The organism is Kitasatospora sp. HUAS MG31 (assembly GCF_040571325.1).
Lineage (GTDB): Bacteria > Actinomycetota > Actinomycetes > Streptomycetales > Streptomycetaceae > Kitasatospora > Kitasatospora camelliae.
Window position 1 is genome coordinate 1,549,160 of record NZ_CP159872.1, and the last position, 18,370, is coordinate 1,567,529.

An 18,370-nucleotide genomic window follows, 5' to 3' on the forward strand; every position below is an offset into this window, starting at 1 on the left:
CGAACGCCCCCGTCACCGCAGCGGCAGCGGCTCCGACGGGTTCAGCTCCGGGTCCTCCACCGCGAACGTCCGCACCCGCCCCACCCCACTGTCCGGCGTCTCGAACCGCACGGTCACCCGCCCCACCCCGCTCCCCTGCACCCACCCCGGCCCGTACGCCGCGTGCGTCACGTCCTGCCCCGGATACCACCGCCGCACCACGCCCACACTCACGCCCTCCCCGGCCTCCCCACTCTCCTCCATCACCTCGGCAACCTCGCCCTCGACCCCGGCCGAGGCCACGGACTCCCCCTCCCCCGCGGCCTCCGCCCGCGCCGCGGCCGCCTCCCGCTCCGCCTGCGCGAACAGGTCCTCCTGGGTGTAGTCGGCCAGCTGCGAGACGCCGACCCCGAGCAGCCGGACCCCGCCCGTGGTGTCCACCTGCCAGGCGAGCCGCCGCGCGGTCTCCGCGATCACGTCCCCGTCGTCCGTCGGCCCGCGCAGCGTCTCCGACCGGGTCAGGGTCGAGAAGTCGAACCGCCGGACCTTGAGCACCACCGTCCGCCCCGACCGCCCCGCGGCCCGCAGCCGGCGGACGCAGCGCGCCGCCAGCACGTCGATCTCGTGCATGATGCGGTCCCGGTCGGCCAGGTCCACCTCGAAGGTGTCCTCCACGGAGACCGACTTGGCGTCCCGGTCGGGCACCACCGGGCGCTCGTCCAGCCCCAGCGCCGCGGCGTGGACGCCGGCGCCGTGCGCCCGGCCGAGCAGGTGGACCAGCTCCTCCAGCCCCGCGTCGGCCAGGTCGGCGACGGTGCTCAGACCGGCCCGGCGCAGCGCCTGTTCGGTGGCGGGGCCGATGCCCGGCAGGGCGCGGACGGACATCGGGGCGAGCACCGCCCGCTCGGAGCCGATCTCGACCAGCACCAGCCCGTCCGGCTTGGCCTGCTCGGAGGCGATCTTGGCCATCAGCTTGGAGCCCGCCGCGCCCACCGAGGCGGTCAGGCCGGTGCGTTCGAGGATGTCGGCCCGCAGGTCCTCGGCCACGGCCAGCACCAGCTCGGCGCCCTCCGCGGGCGAGGCGTCCCGCAGGGCGGGGCCGTACGGGCCGGCCTCCAGGTCGACAAAGGCCTCGTCCAGGCTGAGCGGCTCCACCAGCGGGGAGCGCTCCCGCAGCAGCCCCATGACGATCTCGCTGACCTGCCGGTACGCCTCGTAACGGCCCGAGAGGAAGGCCGCGTTGGGACAGAGCCGGCGGGCCTGGGCCATCGGCATCGCGGAGTGCACCCCGAACCGGCGGGCCTCGTACGAGGCGGTGGAGACCACGCCGCGGCCGCCCAGACCGCCGACGATCACCGGCTTGCCGCGCAGGCTCGGCTTGGCCGCCTGCTCCACCGCCGCGAAGAAGGCGTCCATGTCGAGGTGGATGATGCTCGGCACAGTCCGCACCAGGCGATCATCCCGCACGCCACCGACAATCGGCCCGACCTGCGCAGACGGCCCCGGGACGGGCCCGAAGGCCAGGTCAGGGCGTGCTGTCCGCCAGGGCCCGCGGGATGCCGCCCTCCTGGCGGCCGAGCAGTGCCGGGTCCGGGCGGAACAGGGCGTCCAGCGCCGCCTTCCCCGCCCCGGGGATCTCCCGCAGCCCCCCGTAGTACCAGGTCGCGTCCTGCTCCTCGGTCACCCCGACCGCGTACGCGTCGATCCCCGCCGCCTCGCACAGCGCGAGCGCCCGCCGGACGTGGAAGCCCTGGCTGACCAGCACCGCCCGGTCCACCCCGAAGATCCGGCGGGCCCGGGTGCAGGAGTCCCAGGTGTCGAAGCCCGCGTGGTCGCCGACCACCCGGACCCCGGGCACCCCGCGGTCGATCAGGTAGCCGCGCATCGCGTCGGTCTCGTCGTAGTCGTTGCGGCCGTTGTCCCCGGTCACCAGGATCGCCCGCACCTTGTGCTGCTCGTACAGCGCGAGCGCGGCGTCCAGCCGGTGCGCCAGGTACGGCGAGGGCTCGCCGTCGAACAGCCCGGCGCCGAACACCACCGCGACCGGCGCCGCGGGCGCGCTCTCCACGCTGCCGACCCGGCCCGCCGTCCCCGTCCACAGCCAGGCGCTCGGCGCCAGCGCCAGCACGCAGAAGCCCACCACCGCCTGGAACCAGCGCCGCTGTCCGCGCCGGCTGTCCCAGCCCGGCAGCCGCAGCACCACCACCCGGCGGCGCAGCCGCAGCCAGCCTGCGTACCCGGCCGTGGACAAGCCTGCGGCGAATGACCGGAGGACCCGCCGGGATCCGCGCCGTACCGTACCCGGCACCGCCGCGACCCGGCCCCGAACCCGTCCCGCCCGAGACCCCCGGCCGTTCCCCCGCGCTGGACCCCGCACCACACCCGCCCCCTCGCCCGACTCCCCCGACCGACTCCGCCCGACCGGCGTTCCTTGATCGAGTCTCCGCGGGGACGACGAAACCGGGGTCCGGACGGTTCCCCGTCCGGACCCCGGAAGCTCTCTCGGCGAGGCCTCGGCGCCCGCCTAACCGGCCCGGTTGCGGCGCTGCGCCAGCTCGTCGCCGGGGTCGAAGCCCAGCAGCGTCTCGCCGGTGTCGGTGCGCTCGCCGTGCAGCCGGCCCAGCGCCGTCTCCAGCTCCTGCCAGACCGCGCCGACCGCGATGCCGAACATCCCCTGCCCGCCGTTCAGCAGGTCGAGCACCTGCTGCGCCGAGGTGCACTCGTACACGGTGGCGCCGTCGCACATCAGGGTCAGCCCGGTGAGGTCGCCCGGCTCGGCGGACTGCAGGTGCGTGACGGCCACCCGGATGTTCTGCAGCGAGACGCCCGCGTCCAGCAGCCGCTTGACGATCTTCAGCATCAGGATGTCGCGGAAGCTGTACAGCCGATGCGCCCCGGCCGCGTACGCGGTCCGCACGCTGGGCTCCAGCAGCCCGGTGCGGGCCCAGTAGTCGAGCTGGCGGTAGGTGATCCCGGCGGCGGCGCAGGCGGTGGGGCCGCGGTAGCCGATAAGGCCGGAACTGGGCGGGATCCGCTCGATCGCGGGCTGGCCGGACTGCACGGCCGGGAAGCGGCCCAGTCGCGGCACGTCCGCCTCGGAGCCCGCGGAGTCGACCCTCTGCTCGCCCTCCACCGGCCCCCAGGGCCGCCCGATCAGGCCACGGCCGGTGCGCGGCACGTGCACGGCGCAGAGGCTGCCGACGGTGTCGTCGCCGGTGCCGCTCATGCCCTACCTCCGTCCACAGCTCCTGCGGGCCGCAGGGCCCCGGACGGCCCACCGTGCGGGGGCCGTCACCTGACGGTAGGCAGTCGCCCGAGCACCGTCAACGATCGCCACGCCGGGCCACGGTCCTGATGTCACCCGGTGGAGTGGTTTTTCGTGCCCTCAGTGTGGGTAGGTGGACGCCCTTTTGCCAAGCGCGACATGCCGGTGCGACCCTGCCGTCGCGGACTACTGCGACCCGCCCCCGAAGTCCTCCGGCGAGACCTGGTCGAGGAACTCGCGGAACTTCTCGACCTCGTCCTCCTGCTCGTCCGGGATCGAGATGCCCGCCTCCGCGAGCACCTCCTCGCTCCCGTAGATGGGCGTACCGGTCCGCAGCGCGAGCGCTATGGCGTCGGACGGCCGCGCGCTGACCTCCACCCCGCCGGCGAACACCAGCTCGGCGTAGAAGACACCCTCGCGCAGGTCGTTGATCCGCACCTCGGTCAGGTGGTGCCCGAGTGCGTCCAGCACGTCCTTGAAGAGGTCGTGCGTCAGCGGGCGCACCGGCGTCATGCCCTGCTGGGCGAAGGCGATCGCGGTCGCCTCGCCAGGGCCGATCCAGATCGGCAGGTACCGATCGCCCCCGACCTCCCGCAGCAGCACGATCGGCTGGTTGGAAGGCATCTCCACCCGGACACCCACGACGTCGAGCTCATTCACACTGGCAACCCTATGGCTCCCACACCGGATATGAAAGCGCAGCCACCCCGGGGCATCGTTTCCCGCACCCCGCCGGGACCTGGCCCCGCCCGCTACTGCGGCCGCGCCCGCAGCCCCGCCTGCACCATCGCCGCGTGCAGCCGCACCGACAGCGTCGCCAGCTCCCGCGCGGTGGTCTCCGCGTGCGCCCGGGTCTGCGGATTGCGGTGCCGGCGCAGCGGCGCCACCACCTGGTCGACCAGCGCGACCTCCCGCTCGGCCGCCGCCTTCATCGCCCGCAGGTGCCGCGGCTCCAGCCCGTACCGGCCCAGCTCCGCGACCAGCCGCGCGATCTGCAGGGTCTCCCCGTCGTACCCGCCGTCCGGCCCGGCCGCCACCAGCCCGTACGACTCCCACTCGGCCAGCTCGCCCTCCTGGGCCTCGGCCGCGGCCAGCAGCTCGGCCCGGCCGAGCCGGACCCCGGTCGCCGCGCCGGAGGCCGCCACCAGCTCGCGGTCGGCCTCCTCCAGCGGCCCCGGCCGGGCGTCCGGCGCGGGCAGCGCCGGCGGCGCCTCGCCGCGCTCGATCGCGTCCAGGTGCTCGCGGATCACCCGCAGCGGCAGGTAGTGGTCCCGCTGCATGCGCAGCACGTACGCCAGCCGCTCCACGTCCGCCGGGCTGAACTTCCGGTAGCCCGACGGCGTCCGCTGAGGCTCCACCAGACCCTCCGCCTCCAGGAAGCGGATCTTCGAGATGGTGACCTCGGGGAAGTCGTCCCGGAGGAAGGTCAGCACGGCGCCGATGCTGAGCAGTTCGTCGCCCCGCCGCCGGGCCGCCTCGCCCGTGCGGCGCGAGGCGGGCACGGACGAGGCCCCGAGGGGCGTGGGAGTGTGAGCGGTCACGCGGGCTCCAGCCGAAGTCGTGGTCAGTACCCCCGGTGGTGGCCGGCGAAGAACACCAGCCGGTACTTCCCGATCTGCACCTCGTCGCCGTTGTTCAGCCGGACCTCGTCGATCCGCTCCCGGTTGACGTAGGTGCCGTTCAGGCTGCCCACGTCGGCGACCGAGAAGCCGCCGTCGGGCTGGCGCCGGAACTCCACGTGGCGCCGGGAGACGGTGACGTCGTCCAGGAAGATGTCCCCCTCCGGGTGGCGGCCGGCCGTGGTGACCTGCGCGTCCAGCAGGAAGCGGCTGCCCGAGTTCGGGCCGCGCTGCACGATCAGCAGCGCCGAGCCCGGCGGCAGGGCGTCGATCGCGGCCAGCACCTCGGGCGACAGCGCCGGGGTGGCGCCGGTGGCCGTGGCGTTCGGGTCGTACGACTCGAGGCCGGAGATCGAGATGGTCGAGGTGGTCTCGGCCGCGCCCTCGGGCAGCAGGCCGCCGCGCAGCGCGTTGCCGCAGTTGGAGCAGAAGCGGGCCGTCGCCGGGTTCTGGTTCCCGCACCGCGGACACAAGGTGGGGCCTGCCATGTTCACAGCCTCCTGGCGCGGCACACCCGACTGGACGTGCCCGGCGTAGGGATCCGGGGCAAACCCTCCACCGGAGGTTGAGGGTGCTGCCGGGAAACCTATGCGCGGCGCACCGGATGAATCAACCGACGCGCCGTACTGCGCGTCGAAGCCGTGCATCGGGATCCCGGCGCCCTGGGTGGCGTTCGGATCCCCGTACAACCCCTGGCCGTAACCGTCGGCCTCCGGTGCCGGACGCATCGCCGGCACCCCGGCCTCCTCGTCGGCCCGGCGGTGCCGCGCGGTGGGCGCCTCGACGGCGGCACTGTTGCGGTTGCCACGACCGAAAAGCTTCGAGAAAAAACTCACGGGCGAATCCCCTTGTGTTCGACAGACCCGCCCGCGGGGCAGGGTGAGTGGCTCGGACTGGCGGCGCAGCAGCCGGCGCGGGGCCGACTCCGAGCGGCTGGTATGACCCAGTGTGACCGATGGCCTTCGCCGTGCTGCCACCGGGGGCGGCACGGAGCTGACGGGCCGTACGGCAGGCGCACCGTCACTTCGCCGCCGGGCTGCCGTACTGCAGCGGCTTCGGCGCCACCACGGCGTCGACGACCACCTTCTGCTGCTGGGTGATCGTGGCCTTCGCCTGCTGCTTCTCCAGGCTGCGCACCACGCCGCCCGGGATGTTCAGAGCCGGCGTCAGGTCCTGCGGGTTCCCGATCACCGTGAAGCGGTACGGCTGCGACACGTTCTTGCCGTCGATCTGCACGCCCCCCGACGGGGCGTCCGTGAAGTAGGTGCTGACCACCACTCGGACATCGTTGATCTGAATCGCCTCCGCCCCCGCCGCTCGGAGTTCCTGCAGGGTGTCCAGCAGCATATCCGCCTTCACCTGCCCTTGGGGATCATCGATGGTGAGGATGATCCCGGGACCGGTGGCCTTGACGGTACCGGCCAGGATGCCGAGTTCGGCTGCCTTCTCCTTGGTCTGCTCCAGCGCCGCCTTGGCCTGGTTCGAGCTGTTCTCCAGCTGGGCGAGCGACTGCTCCAGCTGGGTCCGCTCCTGCTGGAGACGCTGCTGACGGCTGTCCAGTTCGTCGAGGATGCGGACCAGGTCCTCCTGGCGCGCCCCGCGCAGCTGGTCGTGGTCCTGGGTCGAGCGCACCTGGATCGCCAGGGCCAGGCCCAGCGCGAACAGCAGCACGGCCACCACGGCCTGGCCGCGCGAGAGCCGGGGCGGCCACACCGCGGACTTCAGCCGCCGCCGACCGTCGGCCGGCTTCTCGCCCGCCTTCGCCGGCCCGCTCTCCGGGCCGCCCTTGCGGGGGCTCCCGGGCGCGGGCCCTGACGTCGCCTCCGCCGGCAGCTCCCGCACCGCCTCCACGCGCTCCGCCGGAGCCTCCGCACGCCCGTCCGGTGCCTCGGGCCGCTCCGCGACGGGCTCCACGACCGGCTCGCCCGCTTCCTCGGAGGGCTCGCCCGACTCCTCGGACGGCCGCTCGGCGCCCTCCGAGACGCCCTCCGAGGCCTCCGCCGCCCCCTCCGCGTCCCCGTCCCGATCGGTGTCACGCCCGGGCGTGTCGGGCGTGTCGCCGGCGTCCCGCGGACCCGGCCGCCCGGCCTCGGAGGAGGCCTCGGAGGGCGCCGTGCGCTCCTCCTCCGGCCGCCGCCGCGGCTGCTCCTCGTTCGGCTTGTCGTCCTGTGCCACGACCTGCGCTCCCTACGCCCTGAACACGTGCCGACGGATCGCGGCCGCGTTGGAGAAGATCCGGATACCGAGGACGACCACCACGCCGGTGGACAGCTGCGAGCCGACGCCCAGCTGGTCACCGAGGAAGACGATCAGCGCCGCGACGACCACGTTCGACAGGAACGAGACCACGAAGACCTTGTCGTCGAAGATCCCGTCCAGCATCGCCCGTACGCCGCCGAACACCGCGTCCAGCGCCGCCACCACCGCGATCGGCAGGTACGGCACCACGGCCTCCGGCACCTCCGGCTGTACGAAGAGGCCGACGACCACGCCGATCACGAGACCAAGTACGGCAATCACGGTGTGCGAGCTCCTGTCCCTGCGGTGGGCGACTTGGTGGGCGACGTCCCCGTCTTCGACGGCTTCGAGGGCGAGGGGGTCGAAGGGGGCTTCGGCGAACCCGACGATGGCGCCGGGGAGGTGGCCGGTGGCGACCCGGGGGCGGACGGCGACCCGGACGCCGTGGCCGACGGCGAGCCCGCGGCCTCCGGCGTGTCCGGCTTGGCCACCCGCAGCGTCACACCCAGCGCGGGCGGCAGCGTCAGGTTCCGCTGGACCGACAGGCTGGACTTGATCCCGTAGCTGTCCTGGATGATCTTCAGGTACCGACCGGCCTCGTTGTCCTGGAACGACTGCGCCAGCTTCGGCCCGTCCCCGATCGCCAGCACCGTGTACGGCGGCACCAGCGGCCGGTTGTCCACCAGGATGGCGTCACCCGCCGCCCGGATCGCGGACAGGTTGGTCAGCCGCTGGCCGTTGATCGAGATGCCCTCGGCGCCGGCCAGCCAGAGCCCGTTCACCACGTACTGCAGATCGTGGTCCTTGAGCCGGCCGCTGTTGCGGAAGCCCTCGGCGTCGCGCGGGTTGCTGACGTTGCCGCCGGCGGTGGTCCCGCCGGCGTCCTCGATCACCAGCTTCACCCCGGGTCCGCTCATCGCCTCGGTGCCGGCCCCGGCGGCCAGCGCGGCCAGCGCGCCGTCCCCGGTCGGCAGCGCCTGGCGCTGGGCCTGGTCGACCTTGGTCCGCAGGCCCTCGATGTCCCCCTGGAGGCGGTCCGCCGCCCCCGTCGCGTCCTTGACCCGCTGGACCAGCGCCTCCCGCTCCTTGGCGAGGGTCGGCGCCTTCTCGTGCGAGTTGACCGCGCCCACCGTGAGGACCGTCGCGGAGAGCGCCAGGCCCACGGCGAGCACCACCCGGCCGCGCAGCGAGTCGGGCAGCCGGCTGGTGCCCTCCCGCCCGCGCGCCTTGGCGGCCTCGGCGTAGCCGTCGTCCAGGGCGTGGTCCATCACGTTGGTCAGCAGGGACATCGAGGCGTCCGGGCGCGAGTAGCGTCCGTCCCGGTCACTCGGCGTCGGCGATGCTGGCATGCGGGACATCGTCCCACGTCGCGCGCGCCGACCACGACCTGCCCCCACGACACGGGGTCGATCGTCGACGAATCGCGATCTGCGGCGGCCCGGAACGACCGGACGCCCGGCGGGACCGACCACGAAGGCCGGCCCACCGGGCGTCCGACGGGTGTCCTACCGCCCGGCGGAGTCCACCACGGCCGCCCACTCGTCCAGCAGCCGCTCGGTGGCCTCGTCGTCCGGGCCCTCCGCCCACAGGTGGGTGACGGCCTCGGCCGGGTCCGGCAGCACCAGCGTCCACCGGCCGTCCGGCTCCACCACCCGCACCCCGTCCGTGGTGTCCAGCTGCCGGTTGCCCGCCGCCTCGACCACCGAGCGCATCACCATGCCCTTGGCCGCCCACGGCGTCGCGATGTCCCGCCGCTGGATGTGGGCCTGCGGGATCCGCGCGTCGATCTGGCTCAGGGTGAGCTGGGTCCGGGCCACCAGCCCGACCAGCCGCACGAACGCCGCCGCGCCGTCCAGCACCCCGCTGAACTCCGGCACCACGAAACCGCCGCGCCCGTCGCCGCCGAAGACCGTGCCCTCCTTGGCACAGGCCTTCGCCAGGTCGTCCGGCGTCGTCGTCGTCCAGATCACCTGCGTCCCGTGGTACGCGGCCACCTGCTCGGCGATCCGCGTGGTGGTCACCGGCAGCGCCACCTGCCCGCTGCGCCGCTCGGCGGCCACCAGGTCGAGCAGCACCAGCAGCGCCCGGTCGTCCTGGATGACCCGGCCGAGCTCGTCCACGAAGGACACCCGCTCGCCCACCGGGTCGAACCGCACCCCGAACGCGGCCCGCGAGGAGGCCACCAGTTCTCCCAGCCTGGCCAGCGCCGCCCGCCGCTCCTCCGCGTCCTCGGTCGGCCTGGACTCGTCCAGGCCGCTGTCCACGGTCAGCGCCTCCACCCCGAGCCGGCCGAGGATGCTGGGCAGGACGAGGCCCGCGCTGCCGTGCGCGGCGTCCACCACCACCTTCAGACCGGCCTCCCGCACCCCGCTGGTGTCGATCGCCCGCAGCAGGTTGCCCGCGTACGAGTCGAAGACGCTCGCCGGGTGCAGCAGGTCGCCGATCTCACCGGGGAACGCCCGGCGGAACTCCTGCCGCGCGTACACCCGGTCCAGCTTCCGCTGGCCCGCCTGGGAGAGGTCCGCTCCGCGCTCGTCGAAGAACAGGATGTCCAGCGAGTCCGGCACCCCCGGCGTGGTCCGCAGGAAGATGCCGCCCGCACTGCCCCGGGCGGTGTGCTGCCGGGCCACCGGCATCGGCACGTTCTCCAGGTCGCGGACGTCGATCGCACTGGTCTGGAGGGCCGAGATCATCGCCCGCTTCAGGGCTCGCGCACCTCGCGAGTGGTCACGCGCGATGGTGACCGTTGCCCCCTTCTTCAGGGTGGTCGCGTACGCCCCGGCGAGCCGCACCGCCAGCTCCGGGGTGATCTCGACGTTGAGGATGCCGGAGACGCCGCGCACGCCGAACAGGTGCTCCTGCCCGCGCGACTCCCAGATCACCGAGGTGTTCACCACGGCGCCGGCCTCGATGGTCTTGAACGGGTAGACCCGGACGTTGCCCGCCACCAGCGACTCCTCGCCGATCAGGCACTCGTCGCCGATCACCGCGCCCTCGTCGATCCGGGCGGCCCGCATCACGTCGGTGTTCTTGCCGATCACGCACCCGCGGAGGTTGCTCTGCGGGCCCACGTACACGTTGTCGTGCACCACGGCCTTGTGCAGGAACGCCCCGCGCTTGACGACCACGTTGCTGCCCAGCACGGTGTGCTCGCGCAGCTCGACGCCGGCCTCCACCTTCGCGTAGTCGCCGACGTACAGCGGCCCGCGCAGGACGGCCTCCGGATCGACCTCGGCGCCTTCGGCCACCCACACCCCGGGTGAGATCTCGAAGCCGTCCAGCTCGACCTGGACCTTGCCCTCCAGCACGTCCGCCTGGGCCTTCAGATAGCTCTCGTGGGTGCCCACGTCCTCCCAGTAGCCCTCGGCGACGTAGCCGTAGACCGGCTTGCCCTCCTTGAGCAACTGCGGGAAGACGTCGCTCGACCAGTCCACCGACTCGCCGGCCGCGACGTACGAGAAGACCTCCGGCTCCATCACGTAGATGCCGGTGTTCACGGTGTCCGAGAACACCTGGCCCCAGGTCGGCTTCTCCAGGAAGCGCTCGACCCGGCCCTCCTCGTCGGTGATGGTGATACCGAATTCCAGCGGGTTCGGCACCCGGGTCAGACAGACCGTGACCAGGGCGCCCTTCTCACGGTGGAATTCGATCAGCTCGGTAAGGTCGAAATCCGTCAGCGCATCGCCCGAGATCACCAGGAACGAGTCGTCCTTGAGCGCGTCCTCGGCGTTCTTCACACTCCCCGCGGTACCGAGCGGGATTTCCTCGTTGGCATAGGTGAGGTGCATACCCAGGTCTTCGCCGTCACCGAAGTAGTTCTTGACCAGGGAGGCCAGGAACTGCACGGTGACGACCGTGTCCGACAGGCCGTGCCGCCTCAGAAGCCGGAGCACGTGCTCCATGATCGGCCGATTGGCCACCGGTAGCAGCGGCTTGGGCATGCTGGAGGTCATCGGACGGAGGCGAGTTCCCTCGCCGCCCGCCATCACAACGGCTTTCATACGGGTGCGTCCTCCTTCGCGGTGGTGGACCCTGCGGATCCATCAAACCCGTTCCAGGGCTTCCTACCCGGATGAAACTGTCCGACGCTCCGAAGACGTTGTGCGGAACGTCTCAGGACGATCTCAAACAGCCGCCGCCCGTTCCGCCTTCACGATCTGCCGGGCCTGCACCGCGTACAGCACGCCGGCCCACCAGTAGAGCGTGGTGCCCCACCAGATGAACGCCCAGCTCACCGCCTCGGCCAGGTTGCCGAACCAGCCCGAGGCGTCGTGGCCGAGCAGCAGCAGCGGGAACGCGTACATCAGGTTGAAGGTCGCCGCCTTGCCCAGGAAACTCACCTGCAGCGGCCCGTAGCCGTACCGGGCGAGCATGGGCAGCAACGAGGCGATGAACAGCTCGCGCGCCACCAGGATCGCCGTCACCCACCACGGCAGGATCTCCCGCCAGGTGAGCCCGACCAGCGTGGACAGCACGTACAGCCGGTCCGCGGCCGGGTCGAGGATCTGCCCGAGCCGGCTGACCTGCCCCCAGCGCCGGGCCAGCTTGCCGTCGAGGTAGTCGCTCACCCCGCTCAGCATCAGGATGACGATCGCCCAGCCGTCGTTCTCCGGCCCGCCGAACACCGGCCACAGGATGAGCCAGAGGAAGATCGGAACGCCGATCAACCGCCCCATGCTCAGCAGGTTGGGGATGGTGAACACGCGATCGGTCTGGACGCGTGTCTCCTGGACCTCCACCGGGGAGCCTCCTGTGAATGCCTGACGACGGAACCGTCCGCCGCTTTACCACTGGTCGTGCGGGCTTGACCCTACAGCAAAGAAGCCCCCCGCCCAGGAGGGCGAGGGGCTTCTTCTGAAGAATTGTTCGGCGGCGTCCTACTCTCCCACAGGGTCCCCCCTGCAGTACCATCGGCGCTGTGAGGCTTAGCTTCCGGGTTCGGAATGTAACCGGGCGTTTCCCTCACGCTATGACCACCGAAACACTATGAAACTATCCGCCGGCAAGACGGGTCGTGGTTTCAGAACCAACACAGTGGACGCGAGCAACTGAGGACAAGCCCTCGGCCTATTAGTACCGGTCAACTCCACCCCTCACAGGGCTTCCATATCCGGCCTATCAACCCAGTCGTCTACTGGGAGCCTTACCCTCTCAAGGAGGTGGGAGTGCTCATCTCGAAGCAGGCTTCCCGCTTAGATGCTTTCAGCGGTTATCCCTCCCGAACGTAGCCAACCAGCCATGCCCTTGGCAGGACAACTGGCACACCAGAGGTTCGTCCGTCCCGGTCCTCTCGTACTAGGGACAGCCCTTCTCAACACTCCTACGCGCACAGCGGATAGGGACCGAACTGTCTCACGACGTTCTAAACCCAGCTCGCGTACCGCTTTAATGGGCGAACAGCCCAACCCTTGGGACCTACTCCAGCCCCAGGATGCGACGAGCCGACATCGAGGTGCCAAACCATCCCGTCGATATGGACTCTTGGGGAAGATCAGCCTGTTATCCCCGGGGTACCTTTTATCCGTTGAGCGACGGCGCTTCCACAAGCCACCGCCGGATCACTAGTCCCTACTTTCGTACCTGCTCGACCCGTCAGTCTCACAGTCAAGCTCCCTTGTGCACTTACACTCAACACCTGATTGCCAACCAGGCTGAGGGAACCTTTGGGCGCCTCCGTTACCCTTTGGGAGGCAACCGCCCCAGTTAAACTACCCACCAGACACTGTCCCTGATCCGGATCACGGACCCAGGTTAGACATCCAGCACGACCAGAGTGGTATTTCAACGTCGACTCCACAACAACTGGCGTTGCCGCTTCAAAGTCTCCCACCTATCCTACACAAGCCGAACCGAACACCAATATCAAGCTATAGTAAAGGTCCCGGGGTCTTTCCGTCCTGCTGCGCGAAACGAGCATCTTTACTCGTAATGCAATTTCACCGGGCCTGTGGTTGAGACAGTCGAGAAGTCGTTACGCCATTCGTGCAGGTCGGAACTTACCCGACAAGGAATTTCGCTACCTTAGGATGGTTATAGTTACCACCGCCGTTTACTGGCGCTTAAGTTCTCAGCTTCGCCTAGCCGAAACTAGACTAACCGGTCCCCTTAACGTTCCAGCACCGGGCAGGCGTCAGTCCGTATACATCGCCTTACGGCTTCGCACGGACCTGTGTTTTTAGTAAACAGTCGCTTCTCGCTGGTCTCTGCGGCCACCCCCAGCTCGGAGTGCAAGACTCGTCACCAGGAATGGCCCCCCTTCTCCCGAAGTTACGGGGGCATTTTGCCGAGTTCCTTAACCACAGTTCACCCGAACGCCTCGGTATTCTCTACCTGACCACCTGAGTCGGTTTAGGGTACGGGCCGCCATGAAACTCGCTAGAGGCTTTTCTCGACAGCATAGGATCATCCACTTCACCACAATCGGCTCGGCATCAGGTCTCAGCCTCAATGAGTGACGGATTTGCCTATCACTCGGCCTACACCCTTACCCCGGGACTACCACCGCCCGGGCTGGACTACCTTCCTGCGTCACCCCATCGCTCACCTACTACCACCTTGGTTCAGCGGCTCCACCACTCCCCTTTGCCCGAAGGCTCCGGGGCGGCTTCACGGCCTTAGCATCAGAGGGTTCAACGTTGGCGCTTCAAAGCGGGTACGGGAATATCAACCCGTTGTCCATCGACTACGCCTGTCGGCCTCGCCTTAGGTCCCGACTTACCCTGGGCAGATCAGCTTGACCCAGGAACCCTTGGTCAATCGGCGCAAGAGTTTCCCACTCTTGTATCGCTACTCATGCCTGCATTCTCACTCGTGAACCGTCCACAACTCGATTCCTCGGCTGCTTCACCCGGCACACGACGCTCCCCTACCCATCCACACAGCCGTTGGGCCTACACGTGTGAATGACACGACTTCGGTGGTGTACTTGAGCCCCGCTACATTGTCGGCGCGGAATCACTTGACCAGTGAGCTATTACGCACTCTTTCAAGGGTGGCTGCTTCTAAGCCAACCTCCTGGTTGTCTCTGCGACTCCACATCCTTTCCCACTTAGCACACGCTTAGGGACCTTAGTCGGTGTTCTGGGCTGTTTCCCTCTCGACCATGGAGCTTATCCCCCACAGTCTCACTGCCGTGCTCTCACTTACCGGCATTCGGAGTTTGGCTAAGGTCAGTAACCCGGTGAGGCCCATCGCCTATCCAGTGCTCTACCTCCGGCAAGAAACACACGACGCTGCACCTAAATGCATTTCGGGGAGAACCAGCTATCACGGAGTTTGATTGGCCTTTCACCCCTAACCACAGGTCATCCCCCAGGTTTTCAACCCTGGTGGGTTCGGTCCTCCACACGGTCTTACCCGCGCTTCAACCTGCCCATGGCTAGATCACTCCGCTTCGGGTCTTGGGCGTGCAACTCAATCGCCCTATTCGGACTCGCTTTCGCTACGGCTACCCCACACGGGTTAACCTCGCTACACACCGCAAACTCGCAGGCTCATTCTTCAAAAGGCACGCAGTCACAGTCCGAAGACTGCCCCCACGGCTTGTAGGCACACGGTTTCAGGTACTATTTCACTCCGCTCCCGCGGTACTTTTCACCATTCCCTCACGGTACTATCCGCTATCGGTCACCAGGGAATATTTAGGCTTAGCGGGTGGTCCCGCCAGATTCACACGGGATTTCTCGGGCCCCGTGCTACTTGGGAGATGAGCAAGCAAGCCGCTGATGTTTCGTCTACGGGGGTCTTACCCTCTACGCCGGACCTTTCGCATGTCCTTCGACTACACCAACGGTTTCTGACTCGCCGACCGGCCGGCAGACCGATCAAGCTCATTCCCACGACCCCCAAGCGGCAACCCCTGCCGGGTCTCACACCACTTGGGTTTAGCCTCATCCGGTTTCGCTCGCCACTACTCCCGGAATCACGGTTGTTTTCTCTTCCTGCGGGTACTGAGATGTTTCACTTCCCCGCGTTCCCTCCACACTGCCTATGTGTTCAGCAGCGGGTGACAGCCCATGACGACTGCCGGGTTTCCCCATTCGGACACCCCCGGATCAAAGCTCGGTTGACAGCTCCCCGGGGCCTATCGCGGCCTCCCACGTCCTTCATCGGTTCCTGGTGCCAAGGCATCCACCGTGCGCCCTTAAAAACTTGGCCACAGATGCTCGCGTCCACTGTGCAGTTCTCAAACAACGACCAGACACCCACACTCAACACCCCGAACCGGGATGCCTCGCATGAGGCCGGCAACTCTGAAGCAACAACCTTGATGGCCGTTCCTTCAGGACCCAACAGCGTGCCCGACCCGATCCCTCGCAAACAATCACGTTCCACGCCGAAGCAGTACTAGTGGCTTGCGCCAGACCGTGCCGAATAGTCAACGTTCCACCCATGAGCTAGCACTCCGGAACACTCGTCCGAAGCTGCTGTGTGCTCCTTAGAAAGGAGGTGATCCAGCCGCACCTTCCGGTACGGCTACCTTGTTACGACTTCGTCCCAATCGCTGGTCCCACCTTCGACGGCTCCCTCCCAAGGGTTAGGCCACCGGCTTCGGGTGTTACCGACTTTCGTGACGTGACGGGCGGTGTGTACAAGGCCCGGGAACGTATTCACCGCAGCATGCTGATCTGCGATTACTAGCAACTCCAACTTCATGGGGTCGAGTTGCAGACCCCAATCCGAACTGAGGCCGGCTTTTTGGGATTCGCTCCGCCTCGCGGCATCGCAGCCCTTTGTACCGACCATTGTAGCACGTGTGCAGCCCAAGACATAAGGGGCATGATGATTTGACGTCGTCCCCACCTTCCTCCGAGTTGACCCCGGCAGTCTCCTGTGAGTCCCCATCACCCCGAAAGGCATGCTGGCAACACAGAACAAGGGTTGCGCTCGTTGCGGGACTTAACCCAACATCTCACGACACGAGCTGACGACAACCATGCACCACCTGTACACCGACCACAAGGGGGCGCCCATCTCTGGACGTTTCCGGCGTATGTCAAGCCTTGGTAAGGTTCTTCGCGTTGCGTCGAATTAAGCCACATGCTCCGCTGCTTGTGCGGGCCCCCGTCAATTCCTTTGAGTTTTAGCCTTGCGGCCGTACTCCCCAGGCGGGGAACTTAATGCGTTAGCTGCGGCACCGACGACGTGGAATGTCGCCAACACCTAGTTCCCAACGTTTACGGCGTGGACTACCAGGGTATCTAATCCTGTTCGCTCCCCACGCTTTCGCTCCTCAGCGTCAGTAATGGCCCAGAGATCCGCCTTCGCCACCGGTGTTCCTCCTGATATCTGCGCATTTCACCGCTACACCAGGAATTCCGATCTCCCCTACCACACTCTAGCCTGCCCGTATCGAATGCAGACCCGGGGTTAAGCCCCGGGCTTTCACATCCGACGCGACAGGCCGCCTACGAGCTCTTTACGCCCAATAATTCCGGACAACGCTCGCACCCTACGTATTACCGCGGCTGCTGGCACGTAGTTAGCCGGTGCTTCTTCTGCAGGTACCGTCACTTGCGCTTCTTCCCTGCTGAAAGAGGTTTACAACCCGAAGGCCGTCATCCCTCACGCGGCGTCGCTGCATCAGGCTTTCGCCCATTGTGCAATATTCCCCACTGCTGCCTCCCGTAGGAGTCTGGGCCGTGTCTCAGTCCCAGTGTGGCCGGTCGCCCTCTCAGGCCGGCTACCCGTCGTCGCCTTGGTGGGCCGTTACCCCACCAACAAGCTGATAGGCCGCGGGATCATCCTGCACCGCCGGAGCTTTCCACCCACCCCCATGCAGGAGCAGGTCATATCCGGTATTAGACCTCGTTTCCAAGGCTTGTCCCAGAGTGCAGGGCAGATTTCCCACGTGTTACTCACCCGTTCGCCACTGATCCACCCCGAAGGGCTTCACCGTTCGACTTGCATGTGTTAAGCACGCCGCCAGCGTTCGTCCTGAGCCAGGATCAAACTCTCCGTGAATGTCAACCCGTCATCGGGTATCCCACTCGCGGAAGAGCGGCACGGCAACCACCGGAATAAGGTGATCCCGCGCACTGCGTCCTCGCTAGTGTTATTTCAAAAGGAATCTCCAACAAGACCATGACGGCCTCGCCGGGGATGTCAACATATCTGGCGTTGACTTTTGGCACGCTGTTGAGTTCTCAAGGAACGGACGCTTCCTTCGGACCGCCTTCCAGCGGGCCCTCCGGGCGCTTCGTTCGTTATTCGAGCTTATCAGACCGTTTACCGGGGTTTGACCCGCCGTTTACGTTCCCGACTTGCTCCGTTCACCGCTTGTCGCGGCGACCTGCCCAACGATAGCCGTTCTCGCGCCGAGCGCCAAAACGGGCTCGGGAGGTTCACCCGGGTGGCGCAGGGACCCGCCCGGACGGGGTGACGCGGCGCGAGGCCGGCGGGGGCGGGTGGGCTACGGCACTCACCTGGATGCCGTAGAGTGCCGCCAGTCGACGAACAGGACTAGACCACTTGAGGGGCGACGGGCCGGCCGGCGCCGTGCGTGCGGGCCTGTGCGTGCACGTCCGGACGCCGGGAACAGCGGTTCCCGGTCACCCTGAGGGGCGGTGGAATCTGTCCCGGGATGTCCCGAGTTGACATCATTTAGGCTCAGTCCGTAGGGCCGCTGCCGCGGCTCCACGGCGCTGTACTCCGCACCTTGGGAGGCTCCCCCATGACCACTGTGACCTCGCCGCTCGCCGGTCGCGCCATCGGGCTCGCCAACGTGCCCGACCCCGTGTTCTCCGGCGCCATGGTCGGGCCCGGCACCGCCATCGACCCCGTGCGGGAGCCCACCGAGGCCGTGGCACCGGTGGACGGCCTGGTGGTGTCGATGCACCCGCACGCGTTCGTGGTCATGGACGAGAACGGGCACGGCGTGCTGACCCACCTGGGGATCGACACCGTCCAGCTGAACGGCGAGGGCTTCGAGCTGCTGGTGGCCAAGGGCGACCAGGTCCGCCGCGGGCAGCCGGTGATCAAGTGGAACCCGGCGGCGGTGGAGGCGGCCGGCAAGTCGCCGATCTCGCCGGTGGTCGCGCTGGAGGCGTCCACCGAGGCACTCGGCGGGCTGGCGGAGTCGGGCGAGATCGCCCTCGGCGACGCCCTCTTCACCTGGAGCTGACGCCCTCCCGTCCCCGCGCCGCCGGCCGCTCGGCGTCCGGCGCGGGGGTCCGGCGGCCGGTGGCCGCCGCGCGGGTCTGCCGAGTCCACCCGCCCCGCCGCACCCGGCGGGGCGGTCCAGCAGTCGGCGGCCGTACCCCGGCCGCAA

12 protein-coding genes and 3 rRNA genes are annotated in these 18,370 nt (G+C 68.4%); 1 reads left to right on the forward strand and 14 read right to left on the reverse strand.

The window, feature by feature from the left end:
- Positions 1-12: 12 nt before the first annotated feature.
- From ABWK59_RS07330 to ABWK59_RS07395, 14 genes are all read right to left on the reverse strand, one after another.
- Positions 13-1,428, reverse strand: coding sequence for a DNA polymerase IV (locus ABWK59_RS07330; protein WP_354638909.1), 1,416 nt, complete (start codon positions 1,426-1,428; stop codon positions 13-15).
- Positions 1,429-1,504: 76 nt separating this feature from the next.
- Positions 1,505-2,230, reverse strand: coding sequence for a SanA/YdcF family protein (locus ABWK59_RS07335; protein ID WP_420492739.1), 726 nt, complete (start codon positions 2,228-2,230; stop codon positions 1,505-1,507).
- A gap of 273 nt (positions 2,231-2,503) precedes the next feature.
- Positions 2,504-3,205 (reverse strand): MerR family transcriptional regulator, encoded by a 702-nt coding sequence (locus tag ABWK59_RS07340; RefSeq protein WP_354638910.1) that lies wholly within the window; start codon positions 3,203-3,205, stop codon positions 2,504-2,506.
- Between the two features lie 225 nt (positions 3,206-3,430).
- The gene (locus ABWK59_RS07345) at positions 3,431-3,904 is read right to left on the reverse strand and encodes a bifunctional nuclease family protein (protein WP_354638911.1); all 474 of its coding nucleotides are present in this window, start codon (positions 3,902-3,904) and stop codon (positions 3,431-3,433) included.
- A 92-nt stretch (positions 3,905-3,996) separates the two neighbouring features.
- Positions 3,997-4,746 carry a MerR family transcriptional regulator gene (locus ABWK59_RS07350; protein WP_354644850.1) on the reverse strand — a complete coding sequence of 250 codons (750 nt, stop codon included), beginning with the start codon at positions 4,744-4,746 and terminating at the stop codon, positions 3,997-3,999.
- A gap of 62 nt (positions 4,747-4,808) precedes the next feature.
- Entirely contained in the window at positions 4,809-5,351 is a 543-nt protein-coding gene (locus ABWK59_RS36595; RefSeq protein WP_420492740.1) for an FHA domain-containing protein, read from the reverse strand.
- A gap of 532 nt (positions 5,352-5,883) precedes the next feature.
- On the reverse strand, positions 5,884-6,777 hold the full coding sequence (locus ABWK59_RS07360) for a DUF881 domain-containing protein (protein WP_354644852.1): 894 nt from the start codon (positions 6,775-6,777) through the stop codon (positions 5,884-5,886).
- 273 nt (positions 6,778-7,050) lie between these two features.
- Positions 7,051-7,383, reverse strand: coding sequence for a small basic family protein (locus ABWK59_RS07365; RefSeq protein ID WP_253801040.1), 333 nt, complete (start codon positions 7,381-7,383; stop codon positions 7,051-7,053).
- Complete coding sequence (locus ABWK59_RS07370) at positions 7,380-8,450, reverse strand: DUF881 domain-containing protein (protein WP_354638912.1); 1,071 nt, start codon at positions 8,448-8,450, stop codon at positions 7,380-7,382. The genes ABWK59_RS07365 and ABWK59_RS07370 overlap by 4 nt, the downstream gene beginning before the upstream one ends.
- A 156-nt stretch (positions 8,451-8,606) precedes the next feature.
- Positions 8,607-11,102 carry a mannose-1-phosphate guanyltransferase gene (locus ABWK59_RS07375; protein ID WP_354638914.1) on the reverse strand — a complete coding sequence of 832 codons (2,496 nt, stop codon included), beginning with the start codon at positions 11,100-11,102 and terminating at the stop codon, positions 8,607-8,609.
- A gap of 123 nt (positions 11,103-11,225) precedes the next feature.
- The gene (gene pgsA / locus ABWK59_RS07380; RefSeq protein ID WP_354638916.1) at positions 11,226-11,840 is read right to left on the reverse strand and encodes a CDP-diacylglycerol--glycerol-3-phosphate 3-phosphatidyltransferase; all 615 of its coding nucleotides are present in this window, start codon (positions 11,838-11,840) and stop codon (positions 11,226-11,228) included.
- Between the two features lie 125 nt (positions 11,841-11,965).
- Positions 11,966-12,082: ribosomal RNA gene (rrf, locus tag ABWK59_RS07385) — 5S ribosomal RNA — on the reverse strand.
- Positions 12,083-12,151: 69 nt separating this feature from the next.
- A 23S ribosomal RNA gene (locus tag ABWK59_RS07390) occupies positions 12,152-15,258 on the reverse strand.
- Between the two features lie 284 nt (positions 15,259-15,542).
- A 16S ribosomal RNA gene (locus ABWK59_RS07395) occupies positions 15,543-17,064 on the reverse strand.
- Together the 16S, 23S and 5S rRNA genes form the textbook arrangement of a ribosomal RNA operon.
- A gap of 709 nt (positions 17,065-17,773) precedes the next feature.
- Between ABWK59_RS07395 and ABWK59_RS07400 the strand changes: the two genes are divergently transcribed.
- Positions 17,774-18,223: a PTS sugar transporter subunit IIA gene (locus ABWK59_RS07400; protein ID WP_354638917.1), complete on the forward strand. Its 450-nt coding sequence runs from the start codon at positions 17,774-17,776 to the stop codon at positions 18,221-18,223.
- Positions 18,224-18,370 lie beyond the last annotated feature (147 nt).